The following is a 20920-nucleotide window of genomic DNA, read 5'->3' on the forward strand; positions in this document are numbered from 1 at the left end:
TTGCGCGTGGCACGCGCGTCGTCATTGCGCGTGGCACGCGCGTCGTCACTGTGCGTTGTCGGCGAGGATCCGGTCGCCGAGCTCCTGCGCCTCCTTCAGGGCCGTGGCCGCGTCGGTCTCGCCGCTCAGGAACTTCTCCAGCGCCGGGATGAGTGCCTTGCCCTCGACGTCGGACGCGCCGGGGATGTTGGAGCGCACCTCGGCGTACTCCATCGTCTCGATGAACGCCTGGTACCGGTCGTCCTGCGTGAAGTACTCGTCGTTCGCCGCCTCGATGTTCGCGGGGATCCAGCCGGAGATCTTCGCGAAGTCGACGCTGTTGGCCGGCTCGGTGGTCCACCACTTCATGAACTCCCACGCGCCGTCGGGGTTCTGGGCGCCCTCAGGGATGACCAGGCCGAACCCTCCCATGCCGGCGCCCTGGTCGCCGGCAGGGCCCACCGGCGGCTGCACGATGCCGTAGCTCACGTCGGCCTCGTCCAGCGCGGTGAGCGCCCACGGCCCGTCGTACTTCAGCGCCAGCTTGCCCTCCGCGAACGAGTCGACGCCCTCGCCGAACCCTGGCTCGTACACGCCGGCGTCCAGCAGGTCCTGCCAGAACTCGAGCACCTCGAGGCCCTCTGGGCTGTTGAACGCCGTGGTGGCACCGTCGTCGCCGAACATCTGCCCGCCCGCCTGCTTCAGCCAGATGTTGAACAGGCCAGGGTCGTCCAACGCGAAGCCGGCGATGCTCAGCTTGCCGCCCTCCTCCTCGGTGGCGGCCTCGGCCGCTGCCTGGAGCGAGGTCCAGTCCGTCGGCGGCTCGACGTCCGCCGCCTTCAGCAGGTCGGTGTTGTAGAAGAGGGACCGGTTGTCCACGAGCAGCGGCAGGCCGTAGGTCCCGCCGTCGACGACGAGCTCTCCCATCGCCTGGTCGTAGAACTGCGTGACGTCGACGCCATCGGCCTCGAGGTACTCGTCGATCGGCGCCAGGGCGTTCTTCGGGACGTACAGCGGGGTGCTGTACCGGTCCCACAGGACGACGTCGGGCACGCTGCCGGACGCGAGCGCCGTCAGCAGCTTCTCCTCGACGAGCTCCTGTCCCACGTACGTGACCTCGTACTCGTCCTGCGCGGCGTTGAAGGCGTCGGCCTGCTTCTGGAGCTGCTTTGCCTGGTCCCCCGACCAGGAACCCCAGAAGGTGACCTCCTCCGGCCCGCCGCCCGCACCGTCGTCGGACGCGCTGCCGCAGGCGCTCAGGGACCCGGCCAGAACTGCTGCCGTGACGAGGGCCCCGGCGATCCGTGCTCCGTACCGTGTTGCACGCTTCATGACTCTGCTCCTTTGCAGGGTGTCGCTCATTTCGTTCCCGAGTGGGCGAAGTTCTCGATGATGTAGCGCTGGGCGAAGACGAAGACGAGCAGGACCGGCAGGCTTGCGAGGATGGTGCCGGCCAGGAGCGGCCCGTACTCGGTCTGGTACTCGTTGACGTACCCGGCCAGGCCCACCTGGACGGTGAGCATCTCCGGGTCGTTGAGGGCGATCAGTGGCCACAGGAAGCTGTTCCAGCCGGCCTGGAACGTCAGCACGCCGAGCACGGCGAGGCCCGCCCTGGCCAGCGGCAGGTAGACGTTCCAGAAGATGCGGAACTCGCTGGCGCCGTCGATGCGCGCGGCGTCGCCGAGCTCGTCGGGCAGCGCCTGGAAGAACTGGCGCATGAAGAACACCGCGAACGGCCCGGCGGCGAACGGGATGAGCACGGCGCCGTAGCTGTTGATGAAGCCGGCTCCGCCCTCGCCGAACAGGTCGTTCCCGCCGACGAGCGGGAACCGGCGCAGCACCAGGAAGGTGGGGACCATCGTGATGATGGCCGGCACCATCATCGACCCGAGGAACAGGGAGAACACGACGCCGCGGCCCCGGAAGGTGAGCTTGGCCAGGGCGTACCCGGCCAGGCCGCCGAAGAACAGGTTCGTTACCGTGCCGCCCAGCGCGATGATCGCCGAGTTGGCCAGGTACCGGCCGAAGGGCCCGTCGGTGAACAGGGTCACGTAGTTCGCGAGGGTGGGGTTGTCGGGCACGAACTGGAGGTAGGACGAGAGGATCTCGCCCTCGGGCTTGAGCGACGTGGACAGGGTCCAGATCAGCGGCATCACGGTGGTCAGGCTGATCAGCACCACCGCGAGCGTCCACACGGACCTGCCGAGCACCGCGCGGGCGGTGAGCGGCCTGGTGGTCAGCACGGCGGCGCCCGGTACGGGTGGTGCAGGGAGGGGCCTGGTGGGGGCCGGCGTGGTGGGGGCGCTCATCGGTCGTTCTCCCGTCCGGTGGCTCGGGCGTTGGCGATGGAGAAGGCGAGGATGACGAGGAACAGCACGAAGGAGAGCGCCGAGGCGTAGCCCATCTCGAGCCGCCCGAACCCGCGGTCGTAGATGTAGTAGACGAGGGTGAGGGTCGAGTTGCCGGGTCCGCCCTTGGTCAGCACGTAGGCCTGGTCGAACACCTGGAAGGCGGCGATCAGGAGCAGTGTGAGGATGAGGAACGTGGCCCGCGAGATGGCAGGCCGGGTCACGTGCCAGAACACGCGGAGAGCTCCGGCGCCGTCGACCCTGGCGGCGTCGACGAGCTCGCCGGGGACGCCCTGGAGCGCGCCGAGGTAGATGATCATGTTGGCGCCGAAGCCGGCCCAGACGCTCATCATGACGATGGCGATCATGGCCCAGCGCGACTCGTACAGCCAGGCCGGCCCGTCGATGCCGAACCAGCCGAGCACGGCGTTGAGCAGGCCGTACTGCGGGTTCAGCAGCCAGAACCAGATGGCGGCGGTGGCGACGGTGGACGAGACGACCGGGATGTAGAACAGCGTGCGGAAGACCCGGGACACCCGGGTGCTGCGGTTGAGCAGCAGAGCCGTGCCGAGGGCCACGACCAGGCCCGCCGGTACGTACAGGACGGTGTAGAACGCGGTGTTGCGGACGGAGACCCAGAAGATGGGATCGTCGACGATGCGCGCGTAGTTCGCGAGCCCGACCCACTCGAAGTCGCCGATGACGGCGTAGTCGGTGAGGCTGAGCCCGATCGCCATGACGACGGGGAGCAGGAGGAAGACCACGAACAGCACCACCGGCACGGCGAGGAAGATCCACGCGCTGATCGTCTGCTGGCGCCGGGTGGCGCTGACGGCGGCGCTCACCGGGCTGCCCGTTCCGCGGTGGGTGCGCTGACCGGACGGTGGTAGGTGCGCAGGCCGGCGGCCTGGAGGGCGAGCTCGCAGAACATCGCGTTCGCCCAGGAGAACCACTCGCGCGTGTAGGTGGCCGGGTCGTCGACGTGGAACGACTCGTGCACTGCGCCGGTCCCCGCGTCGGTCGCCAGGATCAGGTCGAGGAGCCGGTGGCACTCGTCCGGGTCGGTGGTGGTCAGGCCCTGGATCGCCAGGGCGATCGGCCAGACGTGCCCGGCAGGTGTGTGCGGGCTGCCGATGCCGGACGCCGCCGTGCCGCTGTAGTAGTACGGGTTGGCGTCACTGAGGATCAGGTCACGCGTGGCCGTGTAGAGCGGGTCGTCGGGGGCGCACCAGCCCAGCATCGGCAGGGAGAGCAGGCTGGGCGAGTTGGCGTCGTCGCCGAGGAACACCCCGCCGCGGCCGTCCACCTCGTACGCGTACACCGGATGGCCGGCCGGGCCGGGGACGACGCCGTGCTCTCGGATGCCGCGCTCGAGGTCGGACCGCAGCGTGGCGGCGTCGTCGGCCAGGACGTCGTCGTGCAGGACCTCGGCCGCGATCCGGCCCAGGTAGCCGAGCGCGACGGCGGCCAGGGCGTTGCCCGGCACGTTGTAGCCGTACCGGCAGGCGTCGTCGCTGGGCCGGAACCCGGCCCAGGTCATGCCGGTGAACGCGACCTCCGGTCCGCGTCCGGCGCGGACCAGGGTGTCCGACGGCGGGCAGTCGGTCCGCTCGAACGTGTACGGCGAACCCTCGTGGTGCCGCTGCTCGGCGCGCCACAGCTCGACGACCGTGCGCGCGACCTGCCCGAACTGGCCGAGGTGGTCCGTCCGGCCGGTGGCGCACCACAGGTCGTAGGCGAGCTGCACCGGGTAGGCGAGGGAGTCGATCTCGTACTTGCGCTCCCACACCCACGCCGACTGCCAGCCGTCCGACTGCCCCGTGCGGTCCCGGTGCCCTGCCCCGGTGGGCCCGTCGTTGAACGCGTTGGCGTAGGCGTCATGCAGGATCGAGGACTGCTGCCGCCGTGACACCGCCGCGATCGTGTCCGCGAGCCGTTCGTCCGCAGCGGCGAGATGCAGGAAGGGTGCGAGCTGCGCGGTGGAGTCCCGCAGCCACATCGCCGGGATGTCCCCGGTGATCACGAACGCCGTGCCGTCGGGGTGCCGGGTGATCGTGCGGGCGAGCGTGTCCGACATGCAGCGTCCGACGGCGTCCGCGACACGGTCGCCGAGCCGGTCGGCCACCGCGGTGACGAGCCCGGCGAGGATCTCACGGGTGTACAGGGCGGGCGGGCCCGATCCCACAGTTCTGCCGAGCGTCATAGTCCGAACCCCATCGTTCGTCTCCTGATCGGCCGAACCGACGTTGGTCCGGCCTGCCGAGCAGCGTACGAACGGATTACCACTATGTCAACGTATCTCAATAGGGGTAATAGCATCGAGCGTGCCCCAGGTAGCCTGCCGGAGAACCGCCCATCGACGAGAGGCACCAGCCATGGCACGCGACCTGGACGGGCGCACGGCAGTCGTCACCGGCTCTGCCAGGGGCATCGGTGCCGCGACCGCCTGGCGGCTCGCGGAGGAGGGCGCCGACCTCTTCCTCGTCGACATCTCCCCCACCGTGCTCGAGCTCCGCGATGAGCTGCGCGCCGCGGGCCACCGAGCCGCCGCGTCGGTCATGGACGTCGCCGACGAGGCGGCCTGGACCGCGGCGGCCGCCGCCTGCCGGTCGGAGCTGGGCCCGCCGCAGATCCTGGTGAACAACGCCTACGCCACCAGGGTCGCGTCGCTCGAGGACACGCCGCTGTCCAGCTGGGAGCACCAGCTCCGGGTCACCCTCACCGGCGCCTATCTCGGCACCCGGGCGCTGCTCCCCGACCTGACGGCGTCGGGTCGCGGCGCGATCGTCATGGTCTCGTCCGTGCACGCGCGCTTCGGGCTCCCCGGCCGCGCCGCCTACGCCTCGTCGAAGGCGGGGATGACCGGGCTCGCCCGGCAGCTCGCCGCGGAGTACGCCCCCGCCGTGCGGGTCAACAGCGTGCTGCCGGGACCGGTCCTCACGCCCCACTGGGACGGCGTCGGCGAGGCCGACCGGGCCAGTGCCGCGGGGGCGACCGCCCTCGGACGCCTTGGCGAGGCGTCCGAGGTGGCCGATGCCATCACCTATCTCTGCTCCGACCGCGCCTCGTACATCACGGGTGTCGAGCTGCCGGTCGACGGCGGCTGGAGCATCACCAAGGACTCCGTCTAGCGAGCTGCCGGCGCCGCCCGGCGGGAGTTGAGCTCGTCGAGCACCGTCCGCAGACGCTCGGGCGCGGCGGGCGGGAGCCGCACCAGCTCGTCCCCCAGGGTGCGCTGGTCGGTCCACTCCTGCAGCGAGCGCAGGTTGCCGTCCCACTTCCCGGCGAGGGCGTCGACGGCGTCAAGCACCACCGCGTACGCCTCCGGGTCGTCGGCGATCTCGCCGAGCGTCGAGGCGAGGGTGACCGGCTGGGGCACCGCCTGCTGCCGGGGGTCGGGGACAGTCCACTCGTGGCGGCCCGACCCCACCTGGATCTCGCCGTCGACCGTTCCGGGCAGCACGATCACGGCCGACGTGTTCGCCGGTACGACGGCGTGCACCACGATCTGCCCGCCGTGCGCCGCCCAGCCGGCCTCTGCCGTCCCGTACGCGGTCTCGTAGCGTGCCGAGGCGTGGTCCAGCCCCGCGATCGGGACCGGCGCGACCCGCAGCCTGCGGTAGCCGGGCGCGTCCGGGGCGAGACCGGCGACCGTGCGGTGCAGCCAGTCGGCGACGGCACCGAAGGCGTAGTGGTTGAACGACGTCATCTCGCCGGGGTTGATGCTCCCGTCGGGCAGCATGCTGTCCCACCGTTCCCAGACCGTCGTCGCCCCCATCGTCACGGCGTACAGCCAGGACGGCACGCCGGTCTGGAGCAGGAGGCGCCCCGCGACGTCGGCGTGGCCGGTCGAGGTCAGCGCGTCCTGGATGATCGGCGTGCCCACGAACCCGGTGCCGATGCGGTAGCCCGCCCGGCGCACGAGCCAGGCGAGCCGGTCGCCCATCGTGGCTCGCGTCGCCGCGTCCACGAGGTCGAACGTGATCGCCAGCGCGTAGGCGGTCTGCGCGTCGGAGACCACCCGCCCGGCCGGCGTCGTGTACTCGCGGACCCAGGCCAGCCGGGCCCGCTCGGCGAGGTCGCCGTACGTCCCGGCGGCCTCCGGGTCGCCCAGCTCGCGCGCGGCCGCGGTGACGAGCTGCAGCGAGCGCACCACGTAGGCGCTCGCCACGATGTCGGGGTCGGTCTTCGCGCCGGCCGGGTCGTCCGGGGGTGCGTCCGGGTCGAGCCAGTCCCCGAACTGGAACATGCCCTCCCACAGGAGCCGGTCGCCGGCCAGGCCCACCAGCACGTCGGCCCAGGCCCGCATGCTCGGGTACTGCTCGGCCAGGGCACGCCGGTCGGCGAACCGCTCCAGCAGCGTGGTCGGCACAACGGTGGCGGCGTCGCCCCAGGCGGCAGCCGGCTTGGCGCCGAACGGCAGCACCATCGGCACCACGATCGGGCAGACGCCGTCGCGCGCGGCCTGCTCAGCGGCGACGTCGCGCAGCCACGAGGCGAGGAACGCGTCGCTGTCGTAGAGGTAGCTCGCCGTCGGGCCGAAGACCTGGATGTCGCCGGTCCAGCCGAGGCGCTCGTCGCGCTGCGGGCAGTCGGTGGGCAGGGAGACGAAGTTGCCGCGCATGCCCCAGACCACGTTCTCGTGCAGCCTGTCGACGCGCTCGTCAGAGCACTCGAACCAGCCGGTGCGCCGCATGTCGCTGCTGATGACGACGGCGGTGACCGCCGCACGGGCCGTCGAAAGGTCGAGCTCGCCCGGCCAGCCGTCGATCTCGGCGTAGCGGAAGCCGTGGAAGGTGAACTCCGGCTCGAAGACGTCCTCCTCCCCCGAGAGCACCAGCTGGTCCGTGGCGGCCGCGAGCCGCAGCGGGCGGACGCCGAGCTCGCCGTCCTCCAGCACCTCGGCGTGCCGGAGCGTGACCACCTGTCCGCGCTCGCCCGTGACACGCACCTGGAGCCTGCCCACCAGGTTCTGCCCGAAGTCCAGCACGGTCCGTCCCGACGGCGTGGTGATCACGTCCTGGACGGCGAGCTCGTCGACCCGCCGCACGGGTTCCGCGATGGCCGGCTCCGGCACCACGTCGGACGGGTGCACGTCGACGCGGGGCCACGCCGAGTCGTCGAACCCCGGCCCGCTCCAGCCGGGCAGGGCGCGACGCGCGTCGATCCGCTCGCCCGCGTAGATGCCGCTCGCCACGACGGGGCCCACAGCGGCACCGCGCCAGTCCGGTCCCGTCGTCAGGACGCTGGTCGTCCCGTCGGCGAGCTCGACGTGCAGCTGCACCGCGACGGCGGGCCGCTCCCCGTAGAAGGTCCGGGCCGCGCCGTGGAAGCCGTACCGTTCGGTCCACCAGCCCCCGGCCAGCCGCACGCCGACGGCGTTCGCGCCGGCGCGGAGCAGCGCCGTCACGTCCGTCGCCTCGTGCACCAGGCGGTGCTGGTAGGCGGTCCAGCCCGGCTTGAGCAGGGCGTCGTCGACGTCCTGCCCGTTGATCTCCACCTGGTAGACGCCGTGGGCCGACGCGTAGAGGGTCGCGCGGGCGACGTCGGCGCCGAGGTCGAGCTCGGTGCGGAGCAGGCCGGGCGCGGCAGGCCCTGCGGCCCCGTCCTGCGCGGGGGCCAGCCCGACGAACGGGGCCGCCCACTCGCCGTCGGCCAGGAACACCGCGTGCACGGTGACGGGCTCGCTCCAGGGCGACGTCCCGCCGTCCACGCCCGTGACACGCACCTGGAGGGTGTGCCGGGCATGCGGTCGCAGCGGCTCGAACGGCCACGCGACGAACCGGGACTCGTCGGTGTCCAGGCGTGCCACGCGCTCGCCGGCCTGTCCGCCGTCGAGCCGTACCTCGGCGCCCGCCTGCCACCAGCCGGGCACCGCGGACTCGACGGTCCAGCTCAGACGTGGGTTCGGGGTGTCGGCGAAGTCGCCGTCGGTGCGGCGCTCGACGCGCACACGGCTGACCGCCGTCGTACTCGGGGAATCGTTGTTCACAGGTGAACCTCTCTCAGCCCTTGACCGCGCCGGACGTCATGCCGGCGACGATCTGGCGGTTGAAGAAGATGTACATGACCAGGGGCGGCACGGTGATCAGCAGGATGTCCATGAACAGCAGGTTGAACTGGCTGACCATCTGGCTCTGGAAGTTGTAGAGCGTGAGCTGGACGGTCGCGTTCTCGTCCCCGGGCAGGAAGTACAGGGGGTTCGTGAAGTCGTTGAACACGGCCACCGCCTGCACCACGACGACCGTGATGATCACGGGCCGCAGGAGCGGCAGGATGACGGAGAAGAAGAGCCGCAGGGGCCCCGCGCCGTCGATGATGGCCGCCTCGTCGAGCTCGCGCGGGATGGTCGCGACGAACGCGCGGAACAGCAGGATGCAGAAAGACAGCCCGAACGTCGCCTCGATGAGGATGAGGCCGGGCATGGTCTTGAACAGCCCGAGGCGCTGCAGCACCCAGATCGTCGGGACGACGGCGGGCGGCACGATGAGGCCGGCCAGCACGAAGAAATTGACGACCGGGTTGAGCCGCGAACGACGGCGCTGCAGCAGGTACCCGACCATCGCCGCGAGGAGCACCATGATCACGACGCTGACGACGGTCAGCACCGTGCTGTTCACGAAGGCCCGCACGACGATGCCGTCGCGTGTGGCGAGCACCTCGGCGAGGTTCTCGGCGAACGCCCAGTCCTGCGGCCAGGAGAACTCGAGCCGCGACGCCGACGCCGCGTCCTTGGACGCCGTGAGGAAGATGAACGCGAACGGGACGAGGAAGACCACCACCGACGCGAGGATGGCCACCAGGCCGGCGACCCACGATCCGGTGCGCCTCATCGGTCGACCTCCTTCCGGTTCAGCAGCATCGAGATCGGCACCATGACCGCCGTCACGACCAGGAAGAGGATCACGTTGCCCGCGGTGGACAGCCCGTAGAAGCCCGCCTGGTACTGCTTGTAGATGACCGACCCGATGACGTCGCTGGTGAACCCGGGGCCGCCGCCCGTGGTCGCCCAGATCAGGTCGAACGACCGCAGCCCGCCGATGAGGGAGAGGATGATGACGGTCGCCGTGGCGGGCTGTACCAGGGGCAGCGTGATGGAACGGAACTGCTGCCAGCGGCTCGCGCCGTCAACCCGTGCGGCCTCGTAGTACTCCTGCGGGATCGCGACGATCCCCGCGATGTAGATGAGCGTGGCGATACCGAGCCCTTTCCAGACGTCGACGGCGGCGATCGTCAGGAGCGCCTGGTTCGGGTCGGTGAACCACCCGGGCCCGTCGATGCCGAACGCGGCGAGCATCGTGTTGACGACACCGTCGAACGGGTCGAGCAGCGCCTTGAACGTGATGCCGACGCCGATCGTCGAGACGAGCACGGGGAAGAACACGACCGACCGCAGGTACCCGCGCCCGACGAGCTGCGAGGTGAGCAGCACGGCCAGCGCGAGCCCGAGCACCACCTTGGCACCCGACGTCACGAAGCCGTACACCAGCGTGTTCACGAAGCCCTGTGAGAGCTGCGGCTCCGAGAAGAACTGGACGTAGTTCTCCAGGCCGATGAACTCCGTGTCGAACAGGGTCCAGCGGGTGAGGCTGAAGTAGAACGAGGCGAACGTCGGGACCGCGAAGAACACCAGGTACAGCGCCGCGGCGGGCAGGTAGAACCACGACGGGTAGATGCTGCGCTGGGTGGCCGAGGTGGAGCCCGCCGCACGACGGCGACGCCTGCCGGGCCGGACCTCGGTCGTGACCGCCGCTACCATCCCTCCCCTACCATCCCTCGAGGCCGAGCTGCTTGGCCTGATTCTCGACGTCCTGGTCGTAGAACGCGGCGGCGTCCTCAGCGCTGCGGATGCCTGAGCCGACCTCGACCATGACCTTCTCCAGGTTCGGGCCCTTGACCGGGCTGAGGAACTCCAGCGCGTTCGCGGTGGCCCCCTCGTCGAAGTACGCCTGGATGTCGGCGAGCATCGGCGGGGCGTCGTCGGGCAGCTCGCACGTCCCTGCGTACGGGCCGGCGGGCACGAGCAGCTCGTTCTGGATGTCGCACCCGGCGTCGCTGTTGACGAACGCGACGAGCTTCTTCGCCGCCTCCAGCTCAGCGCCCTCCGTGGACGCAGGGACGTACACCGCGTTCGGCTGCCAGATCGTCGCCCTGGTGTGCTCCGCCTCGGGGGCGGGGAGCGCGAAGAAGCCGAGGTCGTCGACACCGTCCGGGGTGTTCTGCATGATCGTCTGGACCACGCTCGACAGCATCGGGTAGTGCGCGCCCTCGCCCTCGGCGATCATCCGGGCGCCGTCCGGGAACGTCGCGGAGGCGAAGTCCTCGTTGAAGTACCCCGCCTCGGCGACCTCCTGCTGGTGCTGGAACCCGAGCAGAGCGGGTTCCTCGGCGTAGGAGCGCTGGTGCGCCGTGTACTGCTCGGCCCACTCCGGGTCGACGGCGAGCACGTTGGCGAAGTCGCCCAGCACGAAGAGCTGGCTCGTCCACGTCTCGCCGTAGGTCTGGATGACCGGCGCGACACCGTCGCCCTCCGCGGCGATCTGCTCGTTGTTCGCCATGAACTCGTCCCAGGTCTCCGGGACCTCCAGCCCGAGCTCGTCGTAGACCGACCTGTTGTAGACGACACCGCCGGCGAAGGAAGCGCCCAGCGGTGCGCCGTAGGTCCCTTCGTCGGTGCTCACGACGGGCCGGAACTCCTCGGTCAGCGAGCCGACCCACTCCTGGTCGCTCAGATCGACCAGGGACGAGTCCGGGTTGAGCGCCTGGAGCAGGGACCCGGAGTTGTAGTAGAAGACGTCGGCCATCTCGCCCGTGGACAGCCGCGTCTTGACCAGGTTGTCGCCCTCGGTACCGCCCGGGCGGATCTCGACGCTCACGCGCACGTCGGGGTTCTCGGCCTCGAAGGCCTCGGCCAGGGCTTCGGCGGTCTCGGGGTTCGGGGCGTCGTTGCTCGTGAGAAACGTGATCTCGGTGGTGCCACCGTCCGCGGCGGACGACGAGCAACCGGCGAGGACGAGCAACGGGACCGCTGCGGCGGCCGCCGCCACGCGACGACGAGTGCTCCGTTCACGAACTGCAGAAGACATCTCTCTACCTCCTTGTAGAGCGAAAGGATCGTAGAGCGATCTACACTCCCTCGATGAATCCTTTCAGCGGTTCCACGCTAGCGAGGGCCGCTGTAGAGTGTCAACCGATCTACAGAATCGGGAACAGAGCCGTGACCTCAGCAGAACCCAAGCCGGGCAGGCCGTCCACGATCGAGGACGTCGCCCGCGAGGCGGGTGTGTCGCGGGCGGCCGTCTCCAAGGTGATCCGCAACGCGTACGGCGTGAGCGACCGCATGCGCACCCAGGTCGAGGCCGCCATCGAACGGCTCCAGTACCGCCCGCGCGTGGCCGCCCGGGCGATGCGCGGCGCGAGCTTCACTCTCGGGTTCGAGATCCCCCAGGTCGGCAACGACTTCCTCACGATGATCGTCGACGGCGCGACCGAGGCGCTCGCCGCGACCCCGTACCAGCTGATCATCGCCCCGCTCGGTCGCGACCAGAAGGGCGACGTCGCGATCAACAGCCTCGCGGACCGCCAGGTCGACGGCATCGTCGCCATCTCGCCGCGCGTCGACCCCGCGTGGCTCGAACGGATCGCAGAAGGCACTCCCGTGGTGATGATCGGGCGGCACGACAGGTCCGACCGCTACGACACGATCACCGGGGACGACCGGTCCGGCGCCGAGCAGGTGATGTCGCACCTCGTCGAGCTCGGCCACCGCAGGATCACCCACCTCACCATCCACCCCTCGCGACCCGAACCGCCGTGGGCGGGTCAGGCCGGTGACGAGCCGCACGTCATCCGTACCACCGTCTACCGCGAGCGCATGCGCGCGCTCGGCCTCGAGCCGACGGTGGTCCACACCCTGTTCGACGGTTCGGAGGCCCGGACGGCGACCCACGCGCTCCTCGAGTCCCCCGAGCCCCCGACGGCGGTCTTCGCGGGCAACGACACCCTGGCGATCGGCGTGCTGAGCGCCGTCGCGGAGGCCGGGCTGGGCGCCCAGGACGTCGCGGTCGTCGGCTACGACGACATCCCGATCGCCCGCCACCCGCTCGTCTCGCTCACGAGCGTGGACCAGAGCGGCGTGGCCATGGGGCACGAAGCGGCACGCCTGCTGCTGGAACGGCTGGAGGGGCGGACCGAGGCGGTGCAGCTCGAGATCGCGACCGAGCTCCGCGCCCGCCGGTCGAGCACGGGGTCCCCGCGCCCGTGAGCAGGTCCGGCCGGAATGCGCCCGGCCGGTCGCCCGTTGGGGTGGACGTGAACCTCTCGTCCGAAGACCTCGCATGAGCATCATCGACACGGACCGCCGCGCCAAGGACGATGCCCACGGCGGCGTGCCGCCGGTGGCCGACGCAGTGACCGACACGCCTCAGCTGGACGATCCCGTGCTGGACGATCCCGTGCTGGACAACCCTGCCTGGTCCGCGCTCTCGGGAGCGCACGCCCACCTGGCCGAGGGCGGCGACCTCGCCCGCCGGTACCCTGCCGACGTCTCGCCGTTCGCCGCCGTCCGGACCTGGGACGACCCTGGTGTCTGGGACGCGGTGCTCGACCTCGTCGGGTACGGCGCCGAGTTCCCGGCGCCGCCCGAGCCGGTGGTGCTGCCGCCGGGCTGGGTCCGCAGCGATCCCTTCGAAGGAGTCCAGCTCGTCGAGACCGACCGTCTGCACGGCAGGCCCGACGACGAAGCGGTGGTCCTCGGTGCCGCCGACGTCCCCGAGATGCTGGACCTGGTGGCGCGCGCGCAGCCGGGACCGTTCCTGCCCCGCACCTACCTGCTCGGCCGCTACGTCGGGATCCGGCGCGACGGGCATCTCGTGGCCATGGCCGGCGAGCGTCTGGCGCCCACCGGCTGGACGGAGATCAGCGCCGTCGCCACCGACGAGCGGTACCGCGGGCAGGGTCTGGCCTCGCGCCTGGTCCTCGACGTCGTCCACCACATCCACGAGCGCGGCGCGCGCGCCATGATGCACGCCTCGGCGGGCAACACGAACGCGATCCGGCTCTACGAGAGCCTCGGCTTCCGGCTGCGCCGGCGCCTGACGTTCGGCACCGTACGCACGCCGGACAGCAGAGGCGGCACACCGGTCAGTGGCTGACCGGCTCGTCCTTCTTCTTGCGGGACGGCAGCAGGTGCATCACCGCGACCACGGCGGCGCCGACGATCAGGCCGACGATCGCCGAGCACAGCGTGTTGAACAGCCAGCCGAGCGTGCCACCGAGCGCGCCGGTGCCGTCGTGGATCGCCACCTCGAGGTGGTGCACCCAGTCGTACGGCGCCGGCACCCAGCCGGTGCCGTCCACCCCGAGGTTGACCAGCAGGATGTGCCCGCCCACCCAGAGCATGGCCACGGTGCCGACCACCGAGATGACCGCGAGGACCCGTGGCATCGCCTTGACGAGCCCGCGGCCCAGCGTCTTGGAGAACCCGGAGTCGTTCTCGGCCAGCCGTAGCCCGACGTCGTCCATCTTCACGATGGCCGCGACGATGCCGTAGACGATGATCGTGATGACGAACGCCACCACGACCAGGATCGCCAGCCGGGACCAGAAGGGCTCGGTGGCCACCTCGGCGAGCGCGATCACCATGATCTCGGCGGACAGGATGAGGTCGGTGCGGACAGCGCCCGCGATCATCTTCTTCTCCGCCTCGGGGCTGACCTCCGTGGCCGGCAGCACGGCGTCGTGGTGACCCGAGACCTTGTGCCAGATCTTCTCCGCGCCCTCGTAGGCCAGGTAGGTGCCACCGATCATGAGGATGATCGGCAGCAGCCACGGCAGGAACTGGCTGAGCAGCAGCGCGGCCGGGAGGATGAAGAGCAGCTTGTTGCGGATCGAACCGATCGCGATCTTCTTGACGATCGGCAGCTCACGCTTGGCCGCGACGCTGCGCAGGTACTGCGGCGTGACGGCGGTGTCGTCCACGACGACGCCCGCCGCCTTCGCGGTCGCCCGGCCCGCGGCCGCGCCGACGTCGTCGATCGACGCCGCGGCCAGCTTTGCCAGCACGGAGATGTCGTCCAGCAGTCCCATCAGGCCACCCACGGTGCACCCCGCTCCGATCGATGTGTCGTCATGCCCCGCACCTTATGCAATCACGGCCGGTTGCCTGGCATCGGACGCCCGGTGCGTTCGTGTGTCCGGGACCGTGGCGGTGACGTGCGTCAGCGCCGCACAGGGTCGAGCTGGACGAAGTCGAGGTTCCAGTTCTGGTAGGCGTCCTCCGGCAGGGCGAGCCGCAAAGTGTGCGTGCCCTTGGTCAGCCGCTGGGTCACGCCGCTGCGCTGGAGCTCCTGCTTCGCGTGGCTCGTCGTGTTCCACACCTCGACGGGGGCGCTCGGCGCGCCGTCGTCGAACGACACCGTGTAGGCACCGGCAGGCGAGTACGGCGACGAGGCCCGCACCGACAGCTCGTACGTGCCGTCGCGCGGGACCTCGACGTCGTAGGTGAGCCATTCGCCGCCGCGCATCCAGCCGAGGCTGACCGCTCCGTCGACGTCCTGGATGTCGACGCCCTCGCCGGGTCGCATCTGTAGGTTGCTGCGGTTGGCGGCGTCGAGGTCGTGGTAGCCGACGCCCTCCCCGGGCAGGAAGTCCTCCGCCTGGACGCGCACGGCGCCGCGCGGCAGGGGGTCGCCGGTGCCGGTGCCGAGCCAGCGCTCGAGCTTCACGACGTCGTCGGTCTGGAAGATCGTGGTGTTGTAGCTGCGCACGAGCGTCTCCCAGCCCCGCAGCGGGTCGATCAGCGAGGCCTCGTCGGTCATACGCTCCGACAGGCCGTTCCACATCGTGTTGCTCCAGACGCGGCTCCGGGCCGCGACCCGGTCCAGGAACGGCCGGCGCGCGACGGCGTCGGTGGCGGCGTCGAAGTTCACCTCGTACGCGACCGGCTGGTCGTCGCCGAACTCCTCGACCGCCGCCAGGTTCGCGTCGGTGATCATGTGCAGATAGACGGCGCCGCGGTGCGTCGAGCGGAACTCCTGGACCTGGTCGACCGGCGCGTCCGACTTGTAGAGCCCGTTGCGCACCGTGCCGGTCTCCACCAGCACGTCCCAGATCTCCTCCCGGAACGGCCAGCCCTTGTCGAGGTTGACCAGCCCGCGGTCCTCGGCGAGCCGCATGGCCTGCGCGAGCGTCGGGACCCGCTCGTCGGTGAGCTCCGCCTGGGCCCCGCCCAGCCCTTTCTTGAGCCGGAGCTGCTGGACCTGAGCCAGCGTGAGGCTGTCCACGCGGCCGGTGCCGTCGGTGGTGCGGTCCACCGTGGTGTCGTGCATCAGGACGGGAACGCCGTCGGCGGTCAGCCGGACGTCCAGCTCGACGATCTCGGCGCCGTCCTCGAACGCCGCCAGGATCGCGGGGACGCTGTTCTCGGGAGCCGAGCGCCACTGTGCGCGGTGCGCCGCGGTGAGGATCCTCGCGTCCGGACCGTGGTCGAGCAGGTCCCGGTAGGCGCGGTCGGCGGGCGTGCCGCCGCCAACGGCACGCTGGGTTCCGGTCTGCTGCGTGCCCGTCTGTGCAGCGACGACGGAGACCACCGTGCTGGACAGCACCAGGGCGGCCGCGGAGACGACGGCTCCTGCGCGGATGCGGATGCGTGGGTTCATGGCTGTGACTCTCGCGTCGCAGCCACGCGCCGCGGCGAAGACGACGCGGCGCGTGGCTGAACAGTCGCTGAACCCTCAGGCGCTCAGGCCCGCGGGCTCACCCGCACTCGACGCGAGCGTCGGCCCAGTCTGCGTGGTCGAAGTTCTTGTTGTCGCCGCCCTCGGAGACGGCCAGGCGCAGCCGGCGGACGTCGGTGACGTCGACGTCGAGCGGCACGCCTCCGTCGGCCGCGGTCAGCACCGGGGTCTCGGCCAGCAGGACGCCGTCACCGTAGACATGGAACCGGACCGATCCGGGCCCGGTCACCTCGTCGTCGATGCCGACCACCGCACGGAACGTCGTGCACGTGCCGCCGAGCCAGGCGGTCAGGGTGCCGGGGGCATGCATACCGACGCCCTTGGCGTAGGTCACGCCGGCGAGGGTGATCGGCTGCCCGTCCCCTGCGCCGGCCTCGCCGTTCGACGCGTCACGCTCGACCGGGCCGTAGCCGTTGGACTGCTCGATCCAGTCGAGGTCGGAGAGGTGATGGTCCCCGGTCAGCGCCGGCGGCGTCACCCACAGCGTGGCCTGGTTCGCCGCTGTGTAGCGACCGGTGCCCGAGTCGCCCGCCGCACCGGCATCACCCGTGGCGCGGTAGGTGACCACGACCGGCACCTCGTGCGTACCCGTCGCGTCCTCCGGGACGCGCACCTGCCAGGTGATCCGGGCGTCCTGACCAGCGGAGAGCCGGGTGACGGTCCGGGTGCCCTGGTCCGCCGTCCAGCCGTCCGGCAGCTGCGGGGTCAGCCGCACGCGCGTGACGTCGCGGTCGGCCACCGAGAACGTGGCCTCCACCTCGACCGTGCTGCCAGGTTCCACGTCGGCCTGCACCGGCTCGACGGCGAGCGCTGCCTGGGGCCGCGCCTCGACGGGCTCGAGGCAGGTGCTGCGGCCCTCGGTCGCCGGGCACACCACCGCGGCGAACCCGCCGTTGTTCGCGGTCGGGACCTCGAGCGTCTCCCCCGTCGCTGCCCGGACCGTGGTGTGCACTGTGGCGGACCCGTTCGCGCCGTCGTCGGCGAGCAGGTCGACGACGACGTCCTGACCGCCTCTGGCGAGGCCGTCCAGCGGCAGGCGCAGCGGCTCGCCGGAGCCCGCGCGCATACCGCCGACGAACCATCGGTCCCCCGACCGGCGGGCCAGCACCGCGTCCTGCCCCGGCGTCCCGCTGAGCAGCCGCACCTCGTCCCAGCTCGTGGGGAGGTTCTGCAGGAACGGCATGGCGTTCGGCTCGTCCGCGTACCCCTCAGGCTTGTCCGAGATGTGCTGCCAGCCCGACTCGTACACGACGCTCATCGCGACCTGCTGCGCCTTGGACGTCTTGTCGTTGTCGCGGGAGAACACCACGGGCGTGAAGTCCATCGATCCGGTGACGTTGCGCGTGAACGGCACGATGAGGCTGCGTTCCGGGCTGATCCCGTTCTCCATGCCGCGCACCGACTCGTAGCTCATGATGTGCGGCCACGTGCGCTGCATACCGGTCGGCAGGGCCGACCCGTGGAAGTTGATCATCAGCTCGTACCGGGCGGTGTCGCGGGAGACGTCGTCGTACCAGCGGTGGATCTCCTGCGAGTCGGAATCCATGAAGTCGACCTTGAGACCGCTCACGCCCCACGACTTCAGGCGCGGCAGCCACTCGTCGCGCTGCTCCTGCGTGCGCAGGTCACGGCTGTGGAACCAGGCGATGACGTCGACACCCTTGGTGTGGGCGTAGCGGACGGTGCGCGGCACCCACCTCGCGTCCCAGCCCTCGTCCAGGAGCACGTACTCCCAGCCGTTGCGCGCCGCCAGGTCGACGAAGTCGCGCTGCCGAGCCTCGTCGCGCGGGCTGCCCGGGTCGGTCAGCCAGCTCCAGCTCGAGCGGCCCGACTTGATCCAGGACGTGTCCCGCCCGTCGAGCTCGCTCGGGGTGGCGAGGTCGTCCACGAGGCTGGAGCCGACGACGGCGGGCAGGTCGCCGACGATCGCCACCCGCCACGGCGTCGACAGGTCGCCGGTCGAGGTGACGGGCCGGCTCTCGAACAGGTCGACGTCGTACCGCAGCGAGCCCGGCGTGTGCGTCAGGTGCGCTCCGGAGTAGTCGCCGTGCAGGTCGGCCTCCGTGACCAGCACGTACCGGTCGGCCTGCTGGAAGAGCACGGGGAAGCCGACGCTGGCGCCGCCGTTGCCCGCAGCGGCCGTCGTGGTGGTCCATTCCGCCTCGTAGTTGACCGCGTACGACCGCTGCATCCACGCGGGCCCGTCCGTGGCCGGCTCCCAGGCGCCGGACTCCTCGTCCACCCGGTGCTCACCGGCGCCGTCGACCAGGTAGCGGTAGGCGACCCCGTCGTCGGACACCCGTACGGCGATGCCGATGCGCGCTCCGTCGGCGTCCGAGAACGTGAAGACCGACTCCTCGTGGACGTACGAGCGGCGCGTGCTCTTGCCCGTCGTCATCGTGTACGAGTCGGAGACCGTGCGGTCCTGCCGGTCCACGAACGTCAGGCCGGTCGTGAGGTCGCCGTCGCTCCCGCGCAGGCCCAGGCGCGTGGCCGAGAGCACCGTCTCGCCGCCGGCGACGACGTCCAGCGCCACCTCCCCGGCCCCGTCCAGGCGCAGCACCCCGTCCAGGTCGGAGCTCCGCGGGCCGCCCACCCGCCATTGCGTATCGGCATCGGTGTCGTCGGTGACGGTCGCGGGGGACGCGCTCGCGGCGCTCCCCACGACGACCAGGCCGCTCGCGATGAGCGCGAGGGCTGACACCGCTGTCACTGCACGGACCGCCAAGCGGCGCGCGGGTACGAGCTTCACGAGGTCTCCCTTGACTCCGGAATGTGCACGGCGCCCGGTGCGCCGTCGGTCAGGCTAAAGAACCTGGTCGGCCCGGTCAACCGTTTGATCAGACCTATGAGCGAGGATCCCTGGCGGGCACGAACCACCAGCGCAGGCGCTCACTGCCCGGCTCGGCCGCCAGGCCGGAGGTCGAGCCGGCGCAGCAGCTGGGCGTTGAGCGCCACCACGACGGTGGAGAGCGACATCAGGATGGCGCCCACCGACATCGGGAGCACGAACCCGACCGGCGCCAGGACCCCGGCGGCGAGCGGCACCGAGATCAGGTTGTACCCAGCGGCCCACCACAGGTTCTGCTTCATCTTGCGGTAGCTGGCCCGCGACAGCTCGATCACCGACAGGACCGACCGCGGGTCGTCGCTGGCGAGGATGACCCCGGCGGACGCGATGGCCACGTCCGTGCCTGCACCGATCGCGATGCCGACGTCGGCCTGCGCCAGCGCCGGGGCGTCGTTGACCCCGTCGCCGACCATCGCAACCTTCCGGCCCTCCGCCTGCAGCTGCTGGACCTTGGCCGACTTGTCCTCCGGGCGGACGCCCGCGAAGTACCGGTCGACGCCCAGCTCGTCGGCCACCGACCGGGCGACCGCCTCGGCGTCGCCGGTGATCATGACCACCTGGACGCCCAGGTCGTGGAGCCTCCGGACGGCGTCGGCGGACTCGCCGCGCACCTCGTCCGCGAGCTTGATGCCGCCGATCACCGCCCCGTCGCGCAGGACGTGCAGGATGATCGCCCCGTCACCACGCCAGGCGTCGGCCACCGACAGCTCGGCCTGGCCGCTCTCCTCGAGCAGACGCGGCCCGCCGACCCGGATCTCGCGCCCGTCGACCGTGGCGGTGACCCCGACGGCGGGCGACGACGAGAACCCGGAGGCCCGGGGAACCGTCAGCCCACGGTCCTGGGCGGCGCGCACGATCGCCTTCGCCAGCGGGTGCTCGCTGTCCGACTCCGCTGCGGCGGCGAGTGCCAGCAGCGTGTCGCCGTCGACGTCGCCGGCGGGCTGCGCCTCTGCGACGGTGGGCTCGCCCTTGGTCAGGGTGCCGGTCTTGTCGAACAGCACGGTGTCGACGGTGCGCATGCTCTCGAGCGCGAGCCGGTCCTTGACCAGCACGCCGCCGCGGGCGGCCCGCTCGGTGGCGATCGAGACGACGAGCGGGATGGCGAGCCCGAGCGCGTGGGGGCAGGCGATCACGAGCACGGTCACGGTGCGGATGACGGCGTCGTCCGGAAGACCCACGAGGGACCAGACCACCGCGGTGACCGCGGCGGCGCCGAGGGCGAACCAGAACAGCCAGCCGGCCGCGACGTCCGCCAGGCGCTGTGCGCGCGACGACGAGCTCTGCGCCTCGGTGACCAGCCGCTGGATACCGGCCAGCGCGGTGTCGTCGCCGGTGGCCGTCACCTCGACCCGAAGCCCGGAGTCGGTGGCGACCGTCCCGGCCGTCACGGCATCGCCCTGGCCGCGGGAGACGGTGCGCGACTCGCCCGTCACCATGGACTCGTCCATCTCGGCCTGCCCCTCGACGACGCGTCCGTCGGCGGGGATGCTGCCACCCGGCCGCACGACGACGACGTCGCCGACCATCAGGTCCGCCGGGGCGACCGTGACGATCTGGTCGCCGTCCACGCGCTCGGCCTCGTCCGGCAGGAGGGCCGCGAGGGAGTCGAGGGCCGACGTCGTCTGGGCGAGCGACCGCATCTCGATCCAGTGGCCGAGCAGCATGATCACGATCAGGAGCGCGAGCTCCCACCAGAAGTCGAGCTGGTGGTCCAGCAGGCCGAGGCTGGCCCCCAGCGAGGCGACGAACGCGACGGTGATCGCGAGCCCGATCAGGAGCATCATCCCCGGCTTGCGGGACCGGAGCTCGCCGACAGCCCCCGTGAGGAACGGCGAGCCGCCCCACACGTACATGACGGTGCCGAGCAGCGGCGAGACCGCGTTCGCCCAGGTCGCGTCCGGCAGCTGGTACCCGAGGAGCATCGCGAACATGTCGGAGAACGCGACGACCGGCACGGCCAGGACGAGCATGATCCAGAACAGCCGGCGGAACTGGCCCACGTGGTC

The 20920-nt window shown here is 71.1% G+C and carries 15 protein-coding genes; 3 read left to right on the forward strand and 12 right to left on the reverse strand.

Features of this window, described 5'->3' with window-relative positions:
- Positions 1 to 45: 45 nt before the first annotated feature.
- From ACFS27_RS18075 to ACFS27_RS18090, 4 genes are read right to left on the reverse strand one after another with little or no spacing between them, the layout of a single operon-like run.
- Positions 46 to 1311 carry an ABC transporter substrate-binding protein gene (locus ACFS27_RS18075; protein ID WP_377185582.1) on the reverse strand — a complete coding sequence of 422 codons (1266 nt, stop codon included), beginning with the start codon at positions 1309 to 1311 and terminating at the stop codon, positions 46 to 48.
- 26 nt (positions 1312 to 1337) lie between these two features.
- Entirely contained in the window at positions 1338 to 2288 is a 951-nt protein-coding gene (locus ACFS27_RS18080; RefSeq protein WP_377185584.1) for a carbohydrate ABC transporter permease, read from the reverse strand.
- Complete coding sequence (locus tag ACFS27_RS18085; protein ID WP_377185586.1) at positions 2285 to 3172, reverse strand: carbohydrate ABC transporter permease; 888 nt, start codon at positions 3170 to 3172, stop codon at positions 2285 to 2287. The genes ACFS27_RS18080 and ACFS27_RS18085 overlap by 4 nt, the downstream gene beginning before the upstream one ends.
- Positions 3169 to 4530, reverse strand: coding sequence for a glycoside hydrolase family 125 protein (locus ACFS27_RS18090; RefSeq protein ID WP_377185588.1), 1362 nt, complete (start codon positions 4528 to 4530; stop codon positions 3169 to 3171). The genes ACFS27_RS18085 and ACFS27_RS18090 overlap by 4 nt, the downstream gene beginning before the upstream one ends.
- A gap of 172 nt (positions 4531 to 4702) precedes the next feature.
- On the opposite strand from ACFS27_RS18090, the gene ACFS27_RS18095 reads away from it, so the two are divergent.
- Positions 4703 to 5458 (forward strand): SDR family NAD(P)-dependent oxidoreductase, encoded by a 756-nt coding sequence (locus ACFS27_RS18095; RefSeq protein WP_377185590.1) that lies wholly within the window; start codon positions 4703 to 4705, stop codon positions 5456 to 5458.
- Here the strand turns inward: ACFS27_RS18095 and ACFS27_RS18100 are convergent.
- Genes ACFS27_RS18100 through ACFS27_RS18115 form a run of 4 tightly spaced genes read right to left on the reverse strand, consistent with a single transcriptional unit; the run spans position 5455 to position 11413 of the window.
- Positions 5455 to 8319, reverse strand: coding sequence for an alpha-L-rhamnosidase (locus tag ACFS27_RS18100; protein ID WP_377185592.1), 2865 nt, complete (start codon positions 8317 to 8319; stop codon positions 5455 to 5457). The two genes, ACFS27_RS18095 and ACFS27_RS18100, sit on opposite strands and share 4 nt — an antisense overlap.
- A gap of 13 nt (positions 8320 to 8332) precedes the next feature.
- A complete protein-coding gene (locus tag ACFS27_RS18105) occupies positions 8333 to 9160 on the reverse strand; it encodes a carbohydrate ABC transporter permease (protein ID WP_377185594.1) in 828 nt (275 codons plus the stop codon).
- Positions 9157 to 10086 carry a carbohydrate ABC transporter permease gene (locus tag ACFS27_RS18110; protein WP_377185596.1) on the reverse strand — a complete coding sequence of 310 codons (930 nt, stop codon included), beginning with the start codon at positions 10084 to 10086 and terminating at the stop codon, positions 9157 to 9159. Before ACFS27_RS18110 ends, ACFS27_RS18105 begins: the two co-directional genes overlap by 4 nt.
- A gap of 7 nt (positions 10087 to 10093) precedes the next feature.
- Positions 10094 to 11413, reverse strand: coding sequence for an ABC transporter substrate-binding protein (locus ACFS27_RS18115; RefSeq protein WP_377185598.1), 1320 nt, complete (start codon positions 11411 to 11413; stop codon positions 10094 to 10096).
- Between the two features lie 131 nt (positions 11414 to 11544).
- Here ACFS27_RS18115 and ACFS27_RS18120 point away from each other — a divergent pair, with 131 nt between their 5' ends.
- Together ACFS27_RS18120 and ACFS27_RS18125 are read left to right on the forward strand one after the other, a co-directional pair.
- The gene (locus ACFS27_RS18120; RefSeq protein ID WP_377185600.1) at positions 11545 to 12591 is read left to right on the forward strand and encodes a LacI family DNA-binding transcriptional regulator; all 1047 of its coding nucleotides are present in this window, start codon (positions 11545 to 11547) and stop codon (positions 12589 to 12591) included.
- Between the two features lie 73 nt (positions 12592 to 12664).
- Positions 12665 to 13480, forward strand: a complete 816-nt coding sequence (locus tag ACFS27_RS18125) for a GNAT family N-acetyltransferase (protein ID WP_377185602.1) — start codon at positions 12665 to 12667, stop codon at positions 13478 to 13480.
- On the opposite strand, the gene ACFS27_RS18130 is transcribed toward ACFS27_RS18125, so the two are convergent.
- From ACFS27_RS18130 to ACFS27_RS18145, 4 genes are all read right to left on the reverse strand, one after another.
- Positions 13470 to 14414 carry a DUF808 domain-containing protein gene (locus ACFS27_RS18130; RefSeq protein WP_377185604.1) on the reverse strand — a complete coding sequence of 315 codons (945 nt, stop codon included), beginning with the start codon at positions 14412 to 14414 and terminating at the stop codon, positions 13470 to 13472. The two genes, ACFS27_RS18125 and ACFS27_RS18130, sit on opposite strands and share 11 nt — an antisense overlap.
- Before the next feature lie 131 nt (positions 14415 to 14545).
- Positions 14546 to 15985 (reverse strand): glycerophosphodiester phosphodiesterase family protein, encoded by a 1440-nt coding sequence (locus ACFS27_RS18135; protein ID WP_377185606.1) that lies wholly within the window; start codon positions 15983 to 15985, stop codon positions 14546 to 14548.
- A 97-nt stretch (positions 15986 to 16082) separates the two neighbouring features.
- Entirely contained in the window at positions 16083 to 18815 is a 2733-nt protein-coding gene (locus ACFS27_RS18140; protein WP_377185608.1) for a glycoside hydrolase family 97 catalytic domain-containing protein, read from the reverse strand.
- 140 nt (positions 18816 to 18955) lie between these two features.
- Positions 18956 to 20914, reverse strand: a complete 1959-nt coding sequence (locus ACFS27_RS18145) for a heavy metal translocating P-type ATPase (protein ID WP_377185610.1) — start codon at positions 20912 to 20914, stop codon at positions 18956 to 18958.
- Positions 20915 to 20920 lie beyond the last annotated feature (6 nt).

Source organism: Promicromonospora vindobonensis (assembly GCF_042685865.1).
Classification (GTDB): domain Bacteria; phylum Actinomycetota; class Actinomycetes; order Actinomycetales; family Cellulomonadaceae; genus Promicromonospora; species Promicromonospora vindobonensis.